The sequence below is a fragment of the Acinetobacter sp. ACZLY 512 genome, from assembly GCF_023614015.1.
In the GTDB taxonomy this organism is placed as follows: Bacteria; Pseudomonadota; Gammaproteobacteria; order Pseudomonadales; family Moraxellaceae; genus Acinetobacter; species Acinetobacter soli.
Genome location: NZ_JAKIVI010000006.1, coordinates 22,700 through 41,968, shown reverse-complemented (window position 1 = coordinate 41,968; position 19,269 = coordinate 22,700). Strand labels below are relative to the sequence as shown.

14 protein-coding genes and 1 pseudogene are annotated in these 19,269 nt (G+C 42.2%); 5 read left to right on the top strand and 10 right to left on the bottom strand.

From position 1 onward, the window contains the following. Positions 1–140 precede the first annotated feature (140 nt). On the top strand, positions 141–1,313 hold the full coding sequence (locus L2096_RS08265; protein WP_104124744.1) for a hypothetical protein: 1,173 nt from the start codon (positions 141–143) through the stop codon (positions 1,311–1,313). Positions 1,314–1,418: 105 nt separating this feature from the next. Continuing rightward, positions 1,419–2,271: pseudogene (locus L2096_RS08260) on the top strand (IS982 family transposase). Positions 2,272–2,384: 113 nt separating this feature from the next. On the opposite strand, the gene L2096_RS08255 reads toward L2096_RS08260, so the two are convergent. The 3 genes from L2096_RS08255 to L2096_RS08245 all read right to left on the bottom strand — a co-directional run bounded on the left by L2096_RS08255 (position 2,385) and on the right by L2096_RS08245 (position 5,542). After that, the gene (locus L2096_RS08255; RefSeq protein ID WP_250365219.1) at positions 2,385–3,176 is read right to left on the bottom strand and encodes a Rossmann-like and DUF2520 domain-containing protein; all 792 of its coding nucleotides are present in this window, start codon (positions 3,174–3,176) and stop codon (positions 2,385–2,387) included. Between the two features lie 103 nt (positions 3,177–3,279). After that, positions 3,280–4,515 (bottom strand): dihydroorotase, encoded by a 1,236-nt coding sequence (locus L2096_RS08250; RefSeq protein WP_250365218.1) that lies wholly within the window; start codon positions 4,513–4,515, stop codon positions 3,280–3,282. A gap of 10 nt (positions 4,516–4,525) precedes the next feature. Then, positions 4,526–5,542 carry an aspartate carbamoyltransferase catalytic subunit gene (locus L2096_RS08245; RefSeq protein ID WP_004936609.1) on the bottom strand — a complete coding sequence of 339 codons (1,017 nt, stop codon included), beginning with the start codon at positions 5,540–5,542 and terminating at the stop codon, positions 4,526–4,528. Positions 5,543–5,842: 300 nt separating this feature from the next. Between L2096_RS08245 and rlmKL the strand changes: the two genes are divergently transcribed. After that, positions 5,843–8,047 carry a bifunctional 23S rRNA (guanine(2069)-N(7))-methyltransferase RlmK/23S rRNA (guanine(2445)-N(2))-methyltransferase RlmL gene (rlmKL, locus tag L2096_RS08240; protein WP_004936607.1) on the top strand — a complete coding sequence of 735 codons (2,205 nt, stop codon included), beginning with the start codon at positions 5,843–5,845 and terminating at the stop codon, positions 8,045–8,047. Between the two features lie 28 nt (positions 8,048–8,075). On the opposite strand, the gene L2096_RS08235 is transcribed toward rlmKL, so the two are convergent. The 6 genes from L2096_RS08235 to kynU all read right to left on the bottom strand — a co-directional run bounded on the left by L2096_RS08235 (position 8,076) and on the right by kynU (position 17,158). Further along, positions 8,076–8,504 carry a hypothetical protein gene (locus tag L2096_RS08235; RefSeq protein ID WP_250365217.1) on the bottom strand — a complete coding sequence of 143 codons (429 nt, stop codon included), beginning with the start codon at positions 8,502–8,504 and terminating at the stop codon, positions 8,076–8,078. 194 nt (positions 8,505–8,698) lie between these two features. After that, positions 8,699–10,528, bottom strand: a complete 1,830-nt coding sequence (gene ilvD, locus L2096_RS08230) for a dihydroxy-acid dehydratase (RefSeq protein WP_025094824.1) — start codon at positions 10,526–10,528, stop codon at positions 8,699–8,701. A 242-nt stretch (positions 10,529–10,770) separates the two neighbouring features. Continuing rightward, positions 10,771–13,350 (bottom strand): ATP-dependent chaperone ClpB, encoded by a 2,580-nt coding sequence (gene clpB, locus L2096_RS08225; protein ID WP_055414585.1) that lies wholly within the window; start codon positions 13,348–13,350, stop codon positions 10,771–10,773. Between the two features lie 348 nt (positions 13,351–13,698). Next, positions 13,699–14,448 (bottom strand): alpha/beta hydrolase, encoded by a 750-nt coding sequence (locus tag L2096_RS08220; RefSeq protein ID WP_250365216.1) that lies wholly within the window; start codon positions 14,446–14,448, stop codon positions 13,699–13,701. A gap of 8 nt (positions 14,449–14,456) precedes the next feature. After that, on the bottom strand, positions 14,457–15,869 hold the full coding sequence (locus L2096_RS08215) for an amino acid permease (RefSeq protein WP_250365215.1): 1,413 nt from the start codon (positions 15,867–15,869) through the stop codon (positions 14,457–14,459). Between the two features lie 38 nt (positions 15,870–15,907). After that, positions 15,908–17,158, bottom strand: a complete 1,251-nt coding sequence (kynU, locus tag L2096_RS08210; RefSeq protein ID WP_104124736.1) for a kynureninase — start codon at positions 17,156–17,158, stop codon at positions 15,908–15,910. A 147-nt stretch (positions 17,159–17,305) separates the two neighbouring features. Here kynU and gigD point away from each other — a divergent pair, with 147 nt between their 5' ends. Further along, positions 17,306–17,758, top strand: coding sequence for an Lrp/AsnC family transcriptional regulator GigD (gene gigD / locus L2096_RS08205; protein WP_088459513.1), 453 nt, complete (start codon positions 17,306–17,308; stop codon positions 17,756–17,758). A 91-nt stretch (positions 17,759–17,849) separates the two neighbouring features. Here the strand turns inward: gigD and L2096_RS08200 are convergent, their stop codons facing one another. Continuing rightward, positions 17,850–18,272 carry an OsmC family protein gene (locus L2096_RS08200; RefSeq protein ID WP_004936595.1) on the bottom strand — a complete coding sequence of 141 codons (423 nt, stop codon included), beginning with the start codon at positions 18,270–18,272 and terminating at the stop codon, positions 17,850–17,852. 144 nt (positions 18,273–18,416) lie between these two features. On the opposite strand from L2096_RS08200, the gene crp reads away from it, so the two are divergent. Further along, positions 18,417–19,121 carry a cAMP-activated global transcriptional regulator CRP gene (gene crp / locus L2096_RS08195; RefSeq protein ID WP_004936591.1) on the top strand — a complete coding sequence of 235 codons (705 nt, stop codon included), beginning with the start codon at positions 18,417–18,419 and terminating at the stop codon, positions 19,119–19,121. Positions 19,122–19,269 lie beyond the last annotated feature (148 nt).

Here is a 19,269-nt window from a genome sequence, read left to right as displayed (position 1 = left end):
TTTTAGAGACAAAAAATCAATTATTTATGCTCAAACTGCTCTGATTTAAGGGTTTGATTGAATTATTAGTCTTTGAAAGTATTTTCAAATGAAAGCTATTCTGGATCATTTTTTATTTTTAATACCTTGGGGTTACGCTTATGCAATATCGTAAATTAAAATTTTCATTGAGCTGTTTAGGATTTTTGAGTCTTTGCCAAGTTGGCTACTCTGCCGATCTTAGCATTGGTGATGCAAAATCAGTTGAGGGTGAACTTAAACTTTCTGGATTTTTAAGAGCAAAATATGAAGATAAAAGCTGGTCTAAGAATGATCAAAAACTGACTTTTGATGTCGCAAAAATCAATATCGACTATCAATCATCTTTAATGTTTGGACGTATTGAATATCGCTGTTATCAATACGATAAACTTTGTGATTTCTCTGCACTTGTAGACGGTTATTTAGGCTATAAGATCAATGAAACCAACAAAGTTACGGTTGGTTTACAAAATATGCCATTTGGTCCAGGTCGCTTCTGGGAAAGCAATAATTATGGAGGCATCGTAACTCAAGTCGGACTTGAAGATGTGCATAATGTCGGGATAAATTACCGTACCAATCTTTTTTCAAATACAGATGTAGATCTGGGTTTCTTCCCAATTGATGGCGGCGACTATCATGGGAAAAGTGTAGATTCAGCACGTTACTCATCTAACTTTGTAAAACCTGATCCAAGCAGTGAAATTCAAACTTATCTCAAAGAAGAAAATATGTGGGTAGCGCGGGTCAATCATAAACTAAAATTTGATGATCCAGATTTATCTGCTTCATTGGGAGGTTCATATTGGTTTTCAGACATTAAAAATAAAACCAATAATGAAACAGGTCGTCACAAAGCTTGGGCATTATTCAGCCAGTTAGGTTATCAAAATTTTCAAGTCACCTTAACAGGTGGTCATCACAAAATTGACAACAAAGATCCATTAAATCCAAATGTATCCGTAGCAGGTTCATTTGATTATTATAACTACTTGGCAAATGAAGGTAATTTCTATACAGCTGATATCAGTTATACATTTAAGGATGTCGGAAAAATTGGGAAAATTACACCTTACGCCATGTACAGTGCTTATGATAAAACAGGCAGCTATAAGACCTCAACGCGCAATATTATTGGAGTATCAGTCGATCATAAAAATCTTGGATTCACGACTGAATATATTATGGGAAAAAATGACTTACTAATTGGTGGAAATGAATATTCCTTAGTGCAAGGAAATGATAATAAAACCCAACATTTATTAAAAATGACTGTTGCTTATTCATTTTAATATTTAGAAATTTAACCCGAATCGTGGATAAGAAATTGACTTGAAAAATAAGAGGACTAGAGCTATCAGTTGAGTTACCACACCAAACTCACAACTCTAGTCCTGATGTTCAATAGTACCGAATTATTCTGCGTAATTGATGATTTTTTTCTTAAATTTGAATTAACTTATTGGGAGTTTCTCAAACAAGACCGTGGTTCCTTAAGAATCAGAACTGCTCAACTTACAATTTCAGAAATCTGCTTTATTGCTATTTGGTACAAATGCTCTCATTTCAATAATTTCAAAGCCTTTTTTACTTGATTAAAAGAAGATAAAAGCCATTTATTTAAGTACTTGCCTTGCTATCAAAGGATGATTCATCTGATCAAAAGGCATGAATTAGCTCTATATGCTTTACATGTGGCATTGATGAAAGGCCAAGATACACAATATTTATGGATTGATTCAACCACTCTGCCAGTTTCAGCGTCATAAATCATTAGTCCAAATTGCATCACGTGGTAGAAGCTCAATGGGCTGGTTTTATGGCTGTAAATTACATATTGCGATGAATCAATTGGGTGAAATTGCCTGTTCTGCTTTATCAAATGGACATGTTGCTGACATAAAAATAGTTGAGCAATTAGTTGATGGTCTAAACGGAAAACTTTAAGGAGATCGAGGTTACATCAGCCAAGAATTAAAGAGCAAGCTACAAGATCAAGATATTGATTTAATTACTTATCATCGGAAGAATATGCAGGTTATTCAACTCTGTACATCAGATGAATATCACCTAAGACAACGCAATAAAATAGAAACATTATTCAGCTTATTGAAAGGGCAATACAATTTAGTGACGAGTAAAGCATGTAGTCTTCATGGATTTCTCAGTGGGATTTATGCTTCGCTATGTGCATATCAATTAACCCATGGAAATAAGCCAACAATTCAAATTATGAAATCATCGGCTTAAACAGGATTCGGGTTACTTAAAGTTTCAGACTATATAATAATTAACCATTAAAATTGGCTTAACCAATTGATGATTATATGAATCTAGAATATGTCAATAAGTCAAATTTTTAGTCATGATTCCCCTACCTGATCAACACGACGATTTATAATTGCTTGACTCAGCAATTGATAAATTTCTGCCAAATCTGGACGTTTGGCTTGACTCAGCAAATCTTGATGCATATTTAGAATATTTTGGTCATTTCGCACCGCAGGTCCAGTTTGTACCAATACTGGATCGTGCAACGTGGCTTTGCGCGCAGTTTCAAGTATCAATGGATAAAGCAATGAAAAATCGACGTGTTGTTGATCGACAATTTGCTTCGCCGCATCATAACAATAGTTGCTAAAGTTACAGGCAAAAACAGCGGCTAGATGCAGACTTAAACGTTGCTCAGAATTATAATGATAGACTTTATTACTTAGGCTATTTGCTATTGCTTCAAGATGTTTTAATCCCTCATCAGTTGAAGCTTCAATAAAGAATGGTGTCTCAGACCAGTCTACCTCGCGCTCAAAGCTAAAGGTTTGCAACGGATAAAATACTCCAGCATTGGCATGCTGCTGTGTGAGCTGTTGTATTGAAGTACTGCCAGAGGTATGCACAATGAAGGTATTGGGCAAATATGGATGCACAGCCTGAATTACGCTTGAAATGGCGTAATCGCTAACTGAAATAATAAGTAAATCGATAGATGCATCAAGCTGCTCAAATTGATGAATCGGTTCTGCACCAACACGGCACGCTAAAGTTTTTGCGTGTTCAACATCACGACTCATAATTTGCACGATCTGGTGCTGCGATGCACACGCGCTGGCTAAATGGGTGGCGACTTTGCCCGAACCAATAAAACTAATACGCATCTTTCAATCATCTATTTCGCCAAAATAGCGCTAAGCATGCCAATAAAAAAAGGACGAATCAATCGCCCTTTTTTATGATCTTATATATGAATCAAACCTATATCTAAGGTAGAAAGGTCTGAACTACTTTTCCAGTTAGATTTTGATTGAGCAATGGCGTATTTTTACCCTGCGATAAAATGGTGGTTTTATCAACCTTCCACTCAAGCGCTGGATCAACCAATATCCAGCCTTTTTCATTTAACCAGCGCTCTTGCATATTGGCCACGCGTGCCGGTGCTACAGTCACCTTCTCTACCCATTCCAGCGGTTCAAACAGCCCCTCTTGAATGAGTTGCACACCCAAAGCGACATAGGTATCAAATGCACTAATACCGGGTAAGGTTTCAGCGAATGGCATCATTTTTGCAGAGCTACTCAGTGGCTCGTGATGTGTACAAATCGCGTCAATCACGCCTGATTTGACTGCGTCACGTAAGGCTACTTTATCTGCTTCCGAGCGAAGTGGCGGTCTTACGTGCGCTAAAGTATTAAACCCATCAATTAACGCTTCGGTTAAATGTAACTGATGCATCGCCACATCTGCCGTGACAGGCAGGCCTTTTGCTTTAGCCGCACGGATCAACTCAATCGACTGTGCTGAAGATAATAATCCAAAATGCGCACGCACTCCGGTCGCTTCAATCATGATTAAGTATTTGGCAATTGCAATGGTTTCTGCAATGACAGGAATCATCGGCAGGCCTTGGCGAGATGCAATAAATCCTTCATGCACACAACCATCTTTGGCAATCTGTGGTTCTTCAGGATAGAACACCACCGTCAAACCTAAACCGGCTGCATATTCTAAGGTCCGAATCACCACATCATCGTTTTCAAATGCAGCATTGGCATTTGAAACTGCGGTACATCCACCTTTTTTAAGTGCTGCCATATTGGCTGGCTGACGTCCCAATAACCCTTGGGTTTGTGCGCCAATAATATGCAAATGAAACTTGCCATCAGTCCATGCTTTTTCAATTAGACCATGAATTAACGCACCGTTATCTTGTACGATCGGCTGAGAGTCTGGCGGCGTGATCACATGCAGAATACCGTTTTCACGTGCCGCTTTACCTTCGGATTTTAGCGTGCCGTGTTGCTGCTGACCTGGCTCGCGAACGCGCGCACATAAATCCACCATGGTCGGCATTAACCATTTGCCCTGAGCATCAATCTGCTCATCGATCTGATCAAGCGAATCGACACGCTGGCCGTTTTGAAGATATACCGTTGTTGTAACATCAATTTGCGCGACAGGATCTAACAAACGAACATTTTCAAGTTTTACATTACTCATGAATAGACCCTTAGTTAGCGATTGCTTCAATTAAACCTTGTGCTTGTGCCTGACCTTGCATGGCCAACGCCAGTACGGCCATACGCACCGCAATTCCGTTAGTCACCTGATTCAGAATCACGGATTGTGGCCCATCTGCAATCGCAGAATCAATTTCTACACCGCGGTTCATTGGCCCTGGATGCATCACGATACAATCTGGTTGAGCAAGAGCCAAGCGCTCTTGATTCAGACCATACATACGATAAAATTCTGCCTGAGATGACAACGCTGGCGAATCGATTCGCTCATTTTGAATACGTAATGCAATAATCACATCACAATCTTTTACGCCATCATCCATTTTATTGAATAAACGCACATGATCGCCATATTCATCGAATCCAACAGGCAGTAGTGTATTTGGCGCAATCACGCGAATGTCACGACATCCCAAGGTTTGTAAAGCCGCAATATCTGATCGTGCAACACGCGAGTGTTTAATATCGCCAATAATTGCGACTTTTAAATCTTCAAACGGTTTTTTGGTTTCACGGCGAATGGTCAGCATATCGAGCATTGCCTGCGTTGGATGTGCATGACGCCCATCACCTGCATTGATAATCGCAATATTCGGACATACATCTTTGGCAATAAAATGTGCAGCACCCGAAGACGAGTGACGCACCACAAAAATATCCGCTGCCATGGCTTCAAGGTTCCAAAGCGTATCGCGTAGCGTCTCACCTTTTGAGGTGCTTGAACGTGCAATATCGATATTCAGTACATTGGCAGACAAACGCTTTGCTGCGGCTTCAAATGTGGTGCGTGTCCGAGTTGAGTTTTCAAAAAACAGGTTCATTACCGTGCGCCCTTCAAGTAAAGGTGTGGTAATCAGTTGATTTTGATCATTGAAAAAGGATTGCGCGGTGTCGAGGATTTTTGTAAGAGTTTCTTTAGACAGACCTTCAATGGTCAGGAAGTGCTTCAAATTGCCCTGCTGGTTGAGCTGAATCTGACTCGGAGAATGCAAAGCTGCCAGATGCATGAGAGATTCCTTATACGTTAAGTTAAGGCATTATACAGATATTTTTTCACCACAGGCAGATGCTGTTTTTGGCAATTGTTGTTTTCTAGATCAATTATGAAAAGAAATACAATAAAAATAAGTACCTAATAAATCATAATAAAATTTGTTTTCTATTTTTTAAAATTATGTATTTTAAAAATGTAAAATCAAGATGATCAACATTTGAATAAAAAAGAGGATTTCGAATTTAAAGACCAAGTTTTAAGGCACAAAATACGCTAAAATAACCGATTGCTTTTGCTGCTTTTGGGAAATTGAATGAACTCATCACAACGTCTTTCTACATATTGGGTAACCTGTGCGGATGGACTGGAAACCTTACTTCAACAAGAATTACAAGGTTTAGGTATTGAGAAAACTGAGCGTTTTGCAGGCCGTTTAATTCTCCAAGGCACATTAGAACAAGCCTATCGTATCTGTATGTGGTCGCGTTTGGCCTCACGCGTTCTTAAGCCCATTCATACCTTTGAGCTTGAACATACTCACGATGCACGTGATGTTGCAGAGGAACTATATGAAGGTGCGATAAGTTTTGACTGGTCACTTATATTTGCACCACAAAGCACCTTTGCGATCCGTTTGCATGTTGAACGCGAAATTAAAGTAAATTCACAGTTTGCCACTTTACGTGTAAAAGACGGCGTGGTTGATTCCTTTATGGAAGCAGTTGGGCGACGTCCGAGCATCGATACCAAACAACCAGAAATTACCTTGTTCGTCTTAGCAGGTAAAACCGAACATACCTACTGCCTCGATCTTTCAGGCGACTCCCTGCATAAACGCGGCTATCGTCGTTATATGACCGACGCGCCAATCAAAGAAAACCTCGCTGCTGCAATTTTGCAAAAAGCGCAGTTAAAAACGCTGAATCCTGATCTGATTTTAGATCCAATGTGTGGTTCGGGTACGTTTATCATCGAATCACTGATGATTTTAACCGACCGTGCCCCAGGCTTGGTGCGCCGCTTTGGATTTAACGGCTGGCATGGCCATGACCGCGATTTATGGTTATCGCTTAAAGCCGAAGCCACTGAGCGACATGAAGCAGGTTTGGCGCAACCATTACCGAAATTCTTTGCCTACGATGCCGACTGGGAGGCCGTAAAAGCCACTCGTCAGAATATTGTCGCTGCCGGATTTGAACAGCTTCTAGATCAGATTCAGATCGAAGAACGTACCTTGGCCGACTGGCCTGCATTCGATGCTGAAAACAAAACTGCTTTTATCGTGACAAACCCGCCATATGGCGAGCGTCTAGGTGATAAAGCATCGAATCGTGCTTTATATCTCGGTTTGTCTGCCCTACTGCAACAACATTTTCCAAACCAACACACCGCAGTGATTGCTGCTCAAGTTGAGCAAGCCGATGTACTGGCGCTAAGTGAGCCTGAAACACTACGTCTGATGAATGGTAAATTGCCAATTTACATTCGTTTTGGTCAGATCAAGCCATTAAGCAATAGCCAACCGTTTTTAACCAATTGGCATGCAGACCCTGTTGAAGTTGAGGGTGCACAAGATTTTGCGAATCGCTTGCAAAAAAACATGGCGGCTTTGAAAAAATGGGCAGTGAAGGAACAAGTGTATTGCTTACGTTTATATGATGCCGATCTTCCAGACTTTAACGTCGCAGTCGATTTGTATGGTGATCGCCTGCATGTTCAGGAATATGCACCACCCAAGACTATCGACCCAGAAAAAGCCAAGAAACGCTTTAATTTAGCTTTGGCTGCGATTCGTGCAGTTACTGGTTTACCTCGTGATGCCGTATTTATCAAAACACGCGCACGTCAGGAAGGAAAAAACCAGTACACCAAACAAAGTACCGCGTCTAAACGTTTTGTCGTACAAGAAGGCAAAGCCAAAATTTTGGTGAACTTGACAGATTACCTCGACACCGGACTTTTCCTCGACCATCGCCAGATGCGTTTACGCATTGCGAATGAAGCCCGTGGCAAGCACTTCCTCAACTTGTTTAGCTATACCTCGACAGCCAGCTTGCATGCTGCCTTGGGTGGCGCAGCCAGTACCACCAGTGTCGATTTATCGAATACCTACATCAACTGGTCAAAAGAAAACTTTGTACTGAATGGGCTCACTGTCGACCATGCAGACGAGCAGCATATGTTCTTTGCCAGTGACTGTTTTGAATGGCTCAAAGAAGGTCATGAGCAATATGACCTGATTTTTATCGACCCGCCGACCTTCTCAAACTCTAAGAAGTTTTACGGGACATTCGATGTGCAACGTGACCATGTGTCATTGTTGAAACGTGCCATGAACCGTTTAAGCCCAGAAGGTACGTTGTACTTTTCAAACAACTATCGTGGCTTTGAATTAGACGAAGAGATCGAAGCTGTCTTTTATGCACAGGAAATCACCAACGATACCATCGGTCTAGATTTCAAACGCAATCAAAAAATTCATCGTGCATGGAAAATTCAACATCCGCACATGGGTTAATTTAAACTAAGCATGAGCGTCAGGTGACTTAACGCACTGTGACGCTCACATCTCCTCTTGCACCTGCCACATCTGCGCCACGAAATAAAAGTGGATTGATGGATGAATCGGCAGATGTATTTCTCACTACAGGAATCGGATTGTAAACCAGCTTTCCGGACTGTGTCGCATCGACCGTTTTCTTTTGTTCTTCATGTGGCGACAATGCTACAGATTGAATATTTTGTTTTTTTCGCTCACGGCTATATTCTTCTGCGCGTTTTCGATTTTGTTGCTGTTGAACTGTTACGGGCTGTTGCACATCTTGCTTCACGGCATCGACCAGCTCTGGTGTGACTGAAGAAGACTGACTGGCCTGTTCTGCAAGTACTGCATCGTTAAGCGGCGCTGCTGCATAAACCATACCCGAGAGCATGCCTAGTGAGCAAAGCACGAGCTGTTTCATTAATATATTCATTTGATTGCATTCCTTGTTCTGATGTCTCGGTATAATTTTTATTCTTTATTTAAGCTAACAACTTTTGGTCTAATCCGCAAGATTCAACGCCTTTAAGCTGATCATCGGCATTAAAAAACCCAAAGCACACGATACTTTGGGTTTTAAATTTCTTATGTCATCGCACGTTTAAAATTTGCTACGATGAAGAAAAATTACAAGATACGTACCGCACCTTTGGCAGCACTGGTGGTATGCATTGCATAAACTTTTAATGCTTTCGATACTTTACGCTTACGCTCTTCCACTGGCTTCCAGCCTTTTTCGTCTTGCACTTTACGACGTGCCGCAAGCGTTTCGTCGTCTACTTTAAGATGCATGCTACGGTTTGGAATATCGATTTCGATCAAATCGCCATCTTCGACCAAACCAATCGCACCGCCTTCTGCTGCTTCTGGTGAAATATGCCCAATCGACAAGCCTGACGAACCACCAGAGAAACGACCATCTGTAATCAGTGCACAGTCTTTACCTAATCCTTTCGATTTAAGGTAGCTGGTTGGATACAGCATTTCCTGCATACCCGGACCACCGCGTGGACCTTCGTAACGAATGACCACCACATCGCCTGCTTTGATTTCATTACCCAAGATCGCTTCGACAGCCGCATCCTGACTTTCAAACACACGTGCCGTACCGTTAAATTTTAAGATCGATTCGTCGACGCCTGCAGTTTTTACAATACAACCATCTAATGCAATGTTGCCATACAATACTGCCAAACCGCCATCTTTAGAAAAAGCGTGTTCAGCATTACGGATCACACCATTTTCACGGTCACCATCGAGTGTAGAATAGTAACGGTTCTGTGAGAAGGCCACTTGAGTAGGAACACCGCCCGGTGAAGAACGGAAAAATTCATATACTTCAGCATCTTCAGTACGGATGATGTCCCACTTATTCAACGCATCTTGTAAAGTTTCTTCGTGTACGGTACTGACTGTGGTATCGAGTAATTTGGCACGATCAAGCTCGCCCAAAATCGACATAATCCCACCCGCACGATGAACATCTTCCATATGTACATCTTGTTTTGCTGGTGCAACCTTACACAGTACTGGCACTTTACGTGACAAACGATCGATATCGTCCATAGTAAAATCCACTTCTGCTTCACTTGCTGCCGCCAACAAATGCAATACCGTATTGGTCGAACCACCCATTGCGATATCGAGCGTCATGGCATTTTCATAAGCCGCTTTAGTTGCAATTGAACGCGGTAAAATACGACTATCATTTTGTTCGTAGTAGCGTTTTGCCAGGCTCACAATAAGCTCGCCAGCTTTTAAGAATAACTTTTTACGGTTGGCATGCGTTGCCACAATCGACCCGTTACCAGGCAAAGACAAACCAAGTGCTTCTGTTAAGCAGTTCATTGAATTTGCTGTGAACATTCCCGAGCACGAACCACATGTTGGGCAAGCAGAACGTTCAAACGCTTCGACTTCTTCATCGGTATAGCTTTCATCGGCTGCGACTACCATGGCATCAACCAGATCAATGGCTTTTTCATTGCCGCGGAATTTCACTTTACCCGCTTCCATCGGTCCACCAGACACAAAGACGACCGGAATGTTCAGGCGCATTGCTGCCATGAGCATTCCCGGTGTGATTTTGTCACAGTTCGAAATACAGACCATTGCATCAGCGCAGTGTGCATTGACCATATACTCTACCGAGTCTGCAATCAGATCACGTGATGGCAACGAATACAGCATGCCGTCATGTCCCATGGCAATACCATCATCTACGGCAATGGTATTAAATTCTTTTGCTACACCACCAGCCGCCTGAATCTGCTCTGCCACCATCTGACCCAAATCTTTTAAATGAACATGACCGGGTACAAACTGAGTGAATGAGTTGACGACAGCAATAATCGGTTTTCCAAAATCCTCATCCTTCATTCCTGTTGCACGCCATAATCCACGTGCACCAGCCATATTTCTTCCATGTGTCGATGTTTTAGAACGATAATCAGGCATTTAGGTGTTTCCAACAAGTTGAGCTTGAGAAGAATACTGTATTCTCTCTGGCTGAATGAGACTGTTACGCAAAAGATAACCAGCCGAAATAATGTGACATCATACTACAACTTGTTTTTAACTGAAGAGCCTTAAGGCGATCTTTTTTATATGACTTTTGCTCATGAAGTAAACAAGAAAAGATGAATAATAAAAAAGAGAACATGCGAACATGTTCTGTTTTTTTTAAGCTTTAAAAGTGATTAGCTAAGTTTGAGCTTATCAAAATGTAGATCACCCTGATCGCCTTTAATCACAATGTTATCTCCCGCTTGGAATTCGCCGGCCAGTATTTTCTGAGCCAGTGAGTTTTCAACCTGTTGCTGTATAGCACGTTTAAGCGGACGCGCTCCATAGACTGGATCAAAGCCTGCATCGATCAGGATATCAAAGGCATCGTCATCGACAGTCAGCCCAATATCACGCTCGGCCAAACGGGCACGTAAACGATCAAGCTGGATATCTGCAATACCGCGAATTTGCGATTTTTGTAGCGCATGGAATACTACCAGCTCGTCGATCCGGTTAATAAACTCTGGACGGAAGTGCTGACTCACCGCCGACATCACCACTGCGCGTACCTCCTCATCAGTTGCGCCATCACCGAGCTCACGTACGTCTTGTGAACCAAGGTTTGATGTCATCACGATCACCGTGTTTTTAAAATCGACCACACGCCCTTGAGAGTCTGTCAAACGACCGTCATCGAGCACTTGCAACAAGATATTAAACACATCTGGATGTGCTTTTTCGACCTCGTCAAACAGCACCACACTATATGGTTTACGGCGAACAGCTTCGGTTAATACGCCGCCTTCTTCATAGCCGACATAGCCCGGAGGTGCACCAACCAAACGGCTCACCGAGTGTTTTTCCATGAATTCGCTCATGTCGATACGGATCATGGCGTCGTCACTATCAAACAAAAAGTTTGCCAATGCTTTGGTGAGCTCGGTTTTACCTACACCCGTTGGCCCAAGGAATAAGAACGAGCCACTCGGACGATTAGGGTCTGACAAGCCAGCACGTGAACGACGTACAGCGTTCGATACTGCAATGACAGCTTCATCTTGCCCCACCACGCGATTGTGCAAAAATGTTTCCATTTGCAGCAATTTCTCACGTTCACCTTGTAACATTTTTGACACTGGAATGCCTGTCGCGGCGCTCACCACTTCTGCAATTTCGTTGTCGGTAACTTTATTACGCAGTAGTTTCGGCTCTTCACTTTCTTCAACCACTTCATCTTGCTCGAGCTGCTTTTGCAGTTCAGGAATGACACCATACTGTAAACGCGCAGCTTCTGCCAAATCACCTTCACGTTGCGCTTTTTCAAATGCAATCCGCGCCTGATCGAGTTTCACCTGTGCATCTTTTGTCCCTTCTACTAGGGCTTTTTCTGCACGCCAGATCTCTTCCATGTCGTTATATTCTTTCTCGACACTAGCAATCTGCTCTTCTAGGTAACGAACTTCAGTTTTACTGCCCTGATCTTCGTCCTTTTTCACGGCTTCAAGTTGCATTTTCAACTGAATGATACGGCGCTCCAAACGATCAAGTGCTTCTGGTTTTGAGTCCAGTTCCATCTTGATTCGTGAGGCAGCTTCATCAATCAGATCAATCGCTTTATCTGGCAGTTGACGGTCGGTGATATAGCGATGTGACATTTTTGCCGCTGCAATAATCGCCGAGTCGAGAATTTTGACCCCGTGGTGAACTTCGTAGCGTTCTTTTAACCCACGTAAAATGGCAATGGTGTCTTCCACACTCGGTTCATCGACCAGTACTTTTTGGAAACGACGCTCAAGCGCAGCATCTTTTTCAATGTATTGACGATACTCATCTAGCGTTGTGGCACCCACACAGCGTAACTCGCCGCGTGCCAAGGCAGGTTTGAGCATGTTGCCTGCATCCATGGCACCATCGGTTTTACCCGCGCCCACCAGCGTGTGGAGTTCATCAATAAACAAAATCACTTGGCCATCTTGTTTGGCCAAATCATTCAAGACCGCTTTTAAGCGCTCTTCAAACTCACCGCGGTATTTGGCACCTGCAAGCAATGATCCAAGATCGAGCGACAATACGCGCTTGTTTTTCAAGCTCTCGGGTACTTCACCATTAACGATTCGTTGCGCCAAACCTTCAACGATGGCAGTTTTACCGACGCCCGGCTCACCGATCAGTACGGGGTTGTTTTTGGTACGACGCGACAATACCTGAATGGTACGACGAATTTCATCGTCTCGCCCAATCACAGGATCAAGTTTCCCCGCCAAAGCACGTTCGGTCAGATCAATGGTATATTTATTTAATGAGTCACGCTGATCTTCATGATTATTGCTCATGACTTTGTCATTACCTCGAATAGATTCAATTACTTTACGCAGTGCCTCTGTGGTCACACCCGTACTTTGCAATAAGCTTTTAGTGCTGCCAGTTTCAGTTAAAGCCAGCAATACCCAATCCGTCGATAAAAATTCATCACCCGCTTTTTGTGCGTGTCGATCGGCCAGATTAAGTACCTTAACCGCATCTGGATTCAGATTGACATCACCAGTGGGATTACTAATGGTCGGCGCATCCTTGAGCGCCTGTTCAAGTTTTTGTTTAATTTCAGGTAATCTGGCACCCGACTGCTGTAACAGGCTCAGGTTTGATGGCTCATCCATCAATACCGAAAGAATGTGCAGTGAATCAATCGAGGTATGATCTCGACCGGTTGCCAATGATTGCGCATCTGAAAGTGCCTGCTGGAGGCGATTGGTAAATTTCTCAAAACGCATTCTTGTTATTCCTCATCATCAATTTGCTACTTGACTAATACATGGGAACGTTTTTTAAAATTTCAAATAAATTCTCATATTTTTCATTATCTTATATTCAAAACTTAATTCATATAAGTTGGTTTTAATATGGGTGCTTTTCTAAAAAATTTCAAGTGAATACCGATGCTGTTTTTGTTAACTTCGCTTTCAAAATACAATGATCAGACTTTAAAAAATACCCGAATCTTAAAGGTAATCATACTTCATCCGATTCAGGCGCCTTGTATCATCATGTTATGCTTTTGATATTGGCAGATGATCTGTGGCTTGGCATATGTTTTAACATCTATGTTTTAAATTAAAGAGCTAAGTTGCGATATGCTTAAAATAGGCATCTAAGATACTGTAATGATTAACATCCTTAAGCAGATGCAGTTCGACACGGATTTGATTCAACCCTTTTAGAGCATGATAAAACTGCTCGCTTTGCCATTTAAGCTCCTGAAGCTCATCTGCACCACAGTACAATTCGCAAGGAGTATCATGCGAGAGCGTATGTACTACTGGACTCAAGCGCTCGGCGTCATCCAGACTTAACTGAAGCGCCTGATTCAGATGCGTATCGCATAAAGGTCGTAGATCATACAAGCCACTGAGTAGAACAGCTTTTTGTACGAGTGGATGGGTCAGGTTCATAGCTGTCAGGTGAGCACCAGCAGAGTGTCCCACCACTACAACGTGTTCAGTGATCCAGTCTTGATGTTGTATAAAGTCTAGCGCTTGATGAACTTGTTCAATCATCAAATCGACCGGGACAAGGGGTGCCAATGCATATTCCAACAATACACACTGTATATTTTGCTCATGTAGCGCTGGCACAATAAAAGCAAAATCAGACTTTTCACACCACTGCCAGTAGCCACCATGAACAAAAATAACGGTTTTTTGCGCCTGTTTTACAGGAAATACATCCATTATCGCCCGAGGCGAATTGGCATAGCGAATATCGGCCATATGCACATAGTGCCGGTACACCCGCTTACTTCGGTTTTGAAAATCCGCCAAAATGGCGGCTTCACTCGGCACTGTTGTGGCATTGTCGTAAGGTCTGTTCATGGCATCATTCAGAGTTTTTCAATCGAATTTTCTTTATGCGGAAGGTTCATCCGCGCAGGATTTGGTTTGAAATAATAAAAACACACCAGTACCAATATAAAGGGTAATCCGAACTGTAAAGTGGATTTAAACTCTTGGGTAAACCAAGTTGTGAGCGTAATACTGCATATGCTAAGCAAACCAAACCAAGCAATCACACGGCTCATCGGAATACGATATTTCAATGCAGTATTGCTTTTACTCAAACGTGCCCTGAAAAAAAGATGCGTAACGAAAATACTGCCCCAAGTAAAGAGTGCACCAAACATCGATAATGCAATCATGATCGGAAATGCAGACGCAGGATTGAGTGTATACACGACGCTGGCTACCCCAATTCCCATTGCAGAGAGCATCAAGGCATTGAATGGCACCCCTTGAGAACTAATCTTTCCAAATAGTTTTGGGGCATCTCCAGCACGCGATAAGCTAAACAGCATTCGAGTGGAGATATACAGCATACTATTCATAGCCGAAAGCGCCGCAACAATCACAATAAAGTTGAGAATACTGTCGGCAAACGGAATGCCCACAATTTTCATGACCATCACAAAAGGGCTGGTAGCATCTTTTGCGATCAGTGCTGTCCATGGCACCAACGCTACAATTAAAAACAGCGATAACAGATAAAACAGAACCAAACGAATAGCCGTACTTTTAAAGGCATATTTTACTGCTTTTTCAGGATCTGAGGCTTCTCCTGCCGCAACCGCGATCATTTCGATACTTAAATAGCTAAAAATAGAAATGATGACACCAATCCAGACACCCTTAACACCATTGGGCATAAATCCACCTTGACCAATCAGATTGGTCGCCAGTTGATGTCCTGCGTTGTGGCTTTGAGTTAAAATGGAAATTGCGAGAAGAATAAATACCACAATCGCAAAAATCTTAATGGTCGAAAACCAATACTCCACCAACCCAAATGCTTTCACGCTATACGCATTCACCGCAAGTAACGTACCCGAAAAGAAGACAATCCATATCCATGAAGCAACATGCGGAAACCACATTTTCATATAGTCCGCAACCGCAGTAATTTCAGTTCCTACCGCCAGCACAATACACGCCCAATAACTATATCGGACCAGAAATCCAGCCAATGGCCCCATATAGTGCTCGGCATAGGCACCAAATGAACCCGATGTCGGATGTTGTACCGTCATTTCGGCAAGACAAGCCATTAAGGCAAATGCAATTAACCCACCAATTGCATAACTTAAAATTACTCCTGGACCTGCAAAGCTAATGGCAAACTTACTACCCATAAATAGCCCTGTACCAATTGCACCTCCAATTGCAATCATGGCCATTTGTTTTGCGGTCAATTTCTTGTGTAGTCCCGCTTCACGAGATTGAATTTTTTCAAAACTATCCATAAGGCCCTCCTGGCCTGCGCGTCATTTAGAGGTGACCATCAGGTCACTGCTGCCCGCACCAAATATTGTTCATTTTTCCATTCGTTGTTTTGCATGATCTGTTTGAGCTGCTGCACCGCTTGCCAGATATCTTCAAAGCCCACATACAACGGCGTAACTCCAAAGCGCAGCACTTCAGGTTCGCGGTAATCGCCGATCACTCCTCGCGCAATAAGTGCCTGAATAATTTCATAACCATGTGCATGTCGATAACTGACATGGCTGCCACGTTCGGCATGCTCGGTTGGTGTCACCAGCTCAAATCCATAAGCAGCACATTCTTGCTGCATAAGGCGCATAAATAAATCGGTGAGCTTTAAGGATTTCTCACGAATTTTTTCTAGATTGGTTTTTAAGAAAATATCCAGTCCACATTCGATCAGGCTCATGGAGATAATCGGCTGTGTACCACATAAATAACGACGGATATTGTTGGCTGGCTCATAATGCTGTGCCATATCAAAAGGTTTTTGATGCCCCCACCAACCCGACAATGGTTGCCAGAATTTTTGCAAATGCTTTGGATTAACCCATAAAAAAGCGGGCGAACCCGGGCCTCCATTTAAATATTTATAGGTGCAACCAATCGCAAAATCGCTGTTGGTCTCATTTAACGCCATTGGAACCGCACCCACCGAATGACACAAATCCCAGATCACCAATGCGTTATTTGTATGTATTTTCTGATTGATCTCGGCCATATCATACAAATAACCAGTTCGATAATTGACATGAGACAGCACCACTACGGCCACATCAGTGCTGAGTATTTGATCTAAGCCCGTCACACCATCAATTAATTCAATGCGATATCCTTGGTTGATCAGATCGATAAATCCTTCAATGATATAAATATCGGTTGGGAAGGATTCTTTTTCTGCCACAATTAATTTACGTTCAGGATGCTGCTCTGCCTGTATTTTGACTGCCGCAGATAACACCTTAAATAGATTCAGCGTTGTGGAGTCCGACACCACCGTTTCATCTGGATTCGCGCCGATGAGCTGCCCCAGTTTATTGCCAAGTCGTATTGGGAGCCCCCACCAGTCGGCCTTGTTCCAGCTATTGATCAAATCTTCGCCCCACTGCTGGCGAATAACATGATCGGCATAGCTCAAGGCTTTTTTTGGCCGCGCACCTAGCGAATTACCGTCGAGATAAATCACACCTTCTGGCAGCGAAAATTCATTACGAAGATGTTTCAGTTCATCTTCGTGATCCCAAAATAAACATTGTTCCAAGGTAATCATTGATTGGTCCATCCGTGCATAACTGTTCGTTTATTATTCGATTTTAGCACGGCGTTTTTTTCATTTTATTCGATAATCATCAGCATAAATTTCAAATTTTAGGATATTATCCGAGAAATAACGAATTTATACGGATATAGTTCAAACATGAATTTAGACACAATCGATTTAAAAATACTGGGATTATTACGAGATAATGCACGATTGAGCCATCAAGAACTGGCTGATCTGGTTCATCTTTCAGCATCGGCATGTCATCGGCGGGTAAAAATTTTAGAATCTAGCGGAATTATTGAAAAGTATCAGGCAAAACTCAATTATCAGAAATTGGGCATTAAAATTGAAGCGATTGTGGAAATCAAACTGGCTCAATTGACCGAGCACGAGCATAAAGCATTTTTAAATCAAATCGATCAATGTGATGAAGTCATTCATGCCTACATTATTACTGGCGATGCGAATTATGTACTGCATGTGGCCACTAAGGATCTGACCGACTTTTCTCAATTTATCATCAATAAGCTCAATAAGATCAAAGGAATCATGAGCATCAACTCAAAGATCATTCTCGACAAAGTCATTCAGAAAAATCCGATCTAGAGTAATTGAGCTACAACATCAAAAGGCATAAAAAAGCTGACTCAAAGTCAGCATTTTTTATCACTGTTTTTATACTTTGAACGATGTATGCTTATGTCGCTTCAATGATCTCAAAGTCGTGGGTAATTTCAACTCCCCCATCGGTCAGCATTTTACTTGCAGAACAATATTTCTCTGCAGAAAGTTCGATGGCTTTGGCTACTTGCTTTTCTTTGACCGCTTTACCGGTGACCACAAAATGTAAATGGATTTTGGTGAATACAGCAGGAATGGTGTCTGCTCGCTCAGCTTTCAGCTCACACACGACATCTGTCACATCTTGACGCGCTTTCTTTAAAATAGTCACAATATCAAACGAAGCACACCCACCAAGTCCCATTAAAATCAATTCCATAGGACGTGGACCACGGTTTTCACCCCCATAAGCGGCAGAGCCGTCCATGGTCACAGAATGGCCACTTTCGGATTTTGCTTCGAAGGCGACATTCTCTAACCAATGTACACTTGTTTGCATTGCAACTCCTTAAAAAAAGCTATAAATTTACAGTATAGCTGTACACTAGCATAAAATGGGTTGATAAGGAATTTCATCTCCCGTGTATGAATACACTCATTTGAGTCTTGTGCGATCTTATTATCCTCTTTGGAAACTTTAGTAATGACATCAAATTTCTCACAACTTAGTACAGATGCTCTATCACCTGGTCAGTTACCTGAATCAGTCAAAGCACTATTAAAAAGAGCAAACATCAATCGTTATCCTAAACGTACCACGATCGTTGATGCAGGTTCAGAATCTAAGTCTTTATATTTGATTTTAAAAGGTTCAGTTTCCATTATTTTACGTGAAGATGACGAGCGTGAAATCGTTGTGGCTTATCTCAATCCAGGCGACTTCTTTGGCGAGATGGGACTGTTCGAATCGAACCCACAACGTACAGCAGAAGTAAGAACGCGTGATGTATGTGAAATTGCTGAAATCTCTTACGATAATTTTCATGAACTCAGCAAGCAATTTCCAGACTTAAGTTATGCGGTTTTTGCTCAGTTGGTGCGTCGCCTGAAAAATACCACGCGTAAGGTGACCGATCTTGCGTTTATCGATGTTTCGGGCCGTATTGCACGTTGCCTCATCGATCTTGCGAGCCAGCCAGAAGCCATGATTTTACCGAATGGTCGTCAGATTCGAATCACACGCCAGGAAATTGGCCGGATTGTTGGTTGTTCTCGTGAAATGGTAGGTCGTGTTTTAAAAACGCTTGAAGAGCAAGGCATGATTGAAACCGATGGTAAAGCAATCCTAATTTTTGACGCTTCTTTAGAAGCACAAAATTATCACGATGACGAAACTGATGACGAATAAGTTTTTCTAAATACCAAAAAGCAAACCTCAGGGTTTGCTTTTTTTTACAGCCCTAAATGCACAACAATACGAAAAACTGACATTTATAGCTCTAATTATGCTTTAAGTTAATTCAAATCTTATCAATTCATGCATGACATGACTCACA

What these genes read in the sequence shown, in the direction of transcription:
- L2096_RS08265 (WP_104124744.1), top strand. Translation starts at nt 141, where the DNA reads ATGCAATATCGTAAATTAAAATTTTCATTGAGCTGTTTAGGATTTTTG.
- L2096_RS08255 (WP_250365219.1), bottom strand. Translation starts at nt 3,176, where the DNA reads ATGCGTATTAGTTTTATTGGTTCGGGCAAAGTCGCCACCCATTTAGCC.
- L2096_RS08250 (WP_250365218.1), bottom strand. Translation starts at nt 4,515, where the DNA reads ATGAGTAATGTAAAACTTGAAAATGTTCGTTTGTTAGATCCTGTCGCG.
- L2096_RS08245 (WP_004936609.1), bottom strand. Translation starts at nt 5,542, where the DNA reads ATGCATCTGGCAGCTTTGCATTCTCCGAGTCAGATTCAGCTCAACCAG.
- rlmKL (WP_004936607.1), top strand. Translation starts at nt 5,843, where the DNA reads ATGAACTCATCACAACGTCTTTCTACATATTGGGTAACCTGTGCGGAT.
- L2096_RS08235 (WP_250365217.1), bottom strand. Translation starts at nt 8,504, where the DNA reads ATGAATATATTAATGAAACAGCTCGTGCTTTGCTCACTAGGCATGCTC.
- ilvD (WP_025094824.1), bottom strand. Translation starts at nt 10,528, where the DNA reads ATGCCTGATTATCGTTCTAAAACATCGACACATGGAAGAAATATGGCT.
- clpB (WP_055414585.1), bottom strand. Translation starts at nt 13,350, where the DNA reads ATGCGTTTTGAGAAATTTACCAATCGCCTCCAGCAGGCACTTTCAGAT.
- L2096_RS08220 (WP_250365216.1), bottom strand. Translation starts at nt 14,448, where the DNA reads ATGAACAGACCTTACGACAATGCCACAACAGTGCCGAGTGAAGCCGCC.
- L2096_RS08215 (WP_250365215.1), bottom strand. Translation starts at nt 15,869, where the DNA reads ATGGATAGTTTTGAAAAAATTCAATCTCGTGAAGCGGGACTACACAAG.
- kynU (WP_104124736.1), bottom strand. Translation starts at nt 17,158, where the DNA reads ATGATTACCTTGGAACAATGTTTATTTTGGGATCACGAAGATGAACTG.
- gigD (WP_088459513.1), top strand. Translation starts at nt 17,306, where the DNA reads ATGAATTTAGACACAATCGATTTAAAAATACTGGGATTATTACGAGAT.
- L2096_RS08200 (WP_004936595.1), bottom strand. Translation starts at nt 18,272, where the DNA reads ATGCAAACAAGTGTACATTGGTTAGAGAATGTCGCCTTCGAAGCAAAA.
- crp (WP_004936591.1), top strand. Translation starts at nt 18,417, where the DNA reads ATGACATCAAATTTCTCACAACTTAGTACAGATGCTCTATCACCTGGT.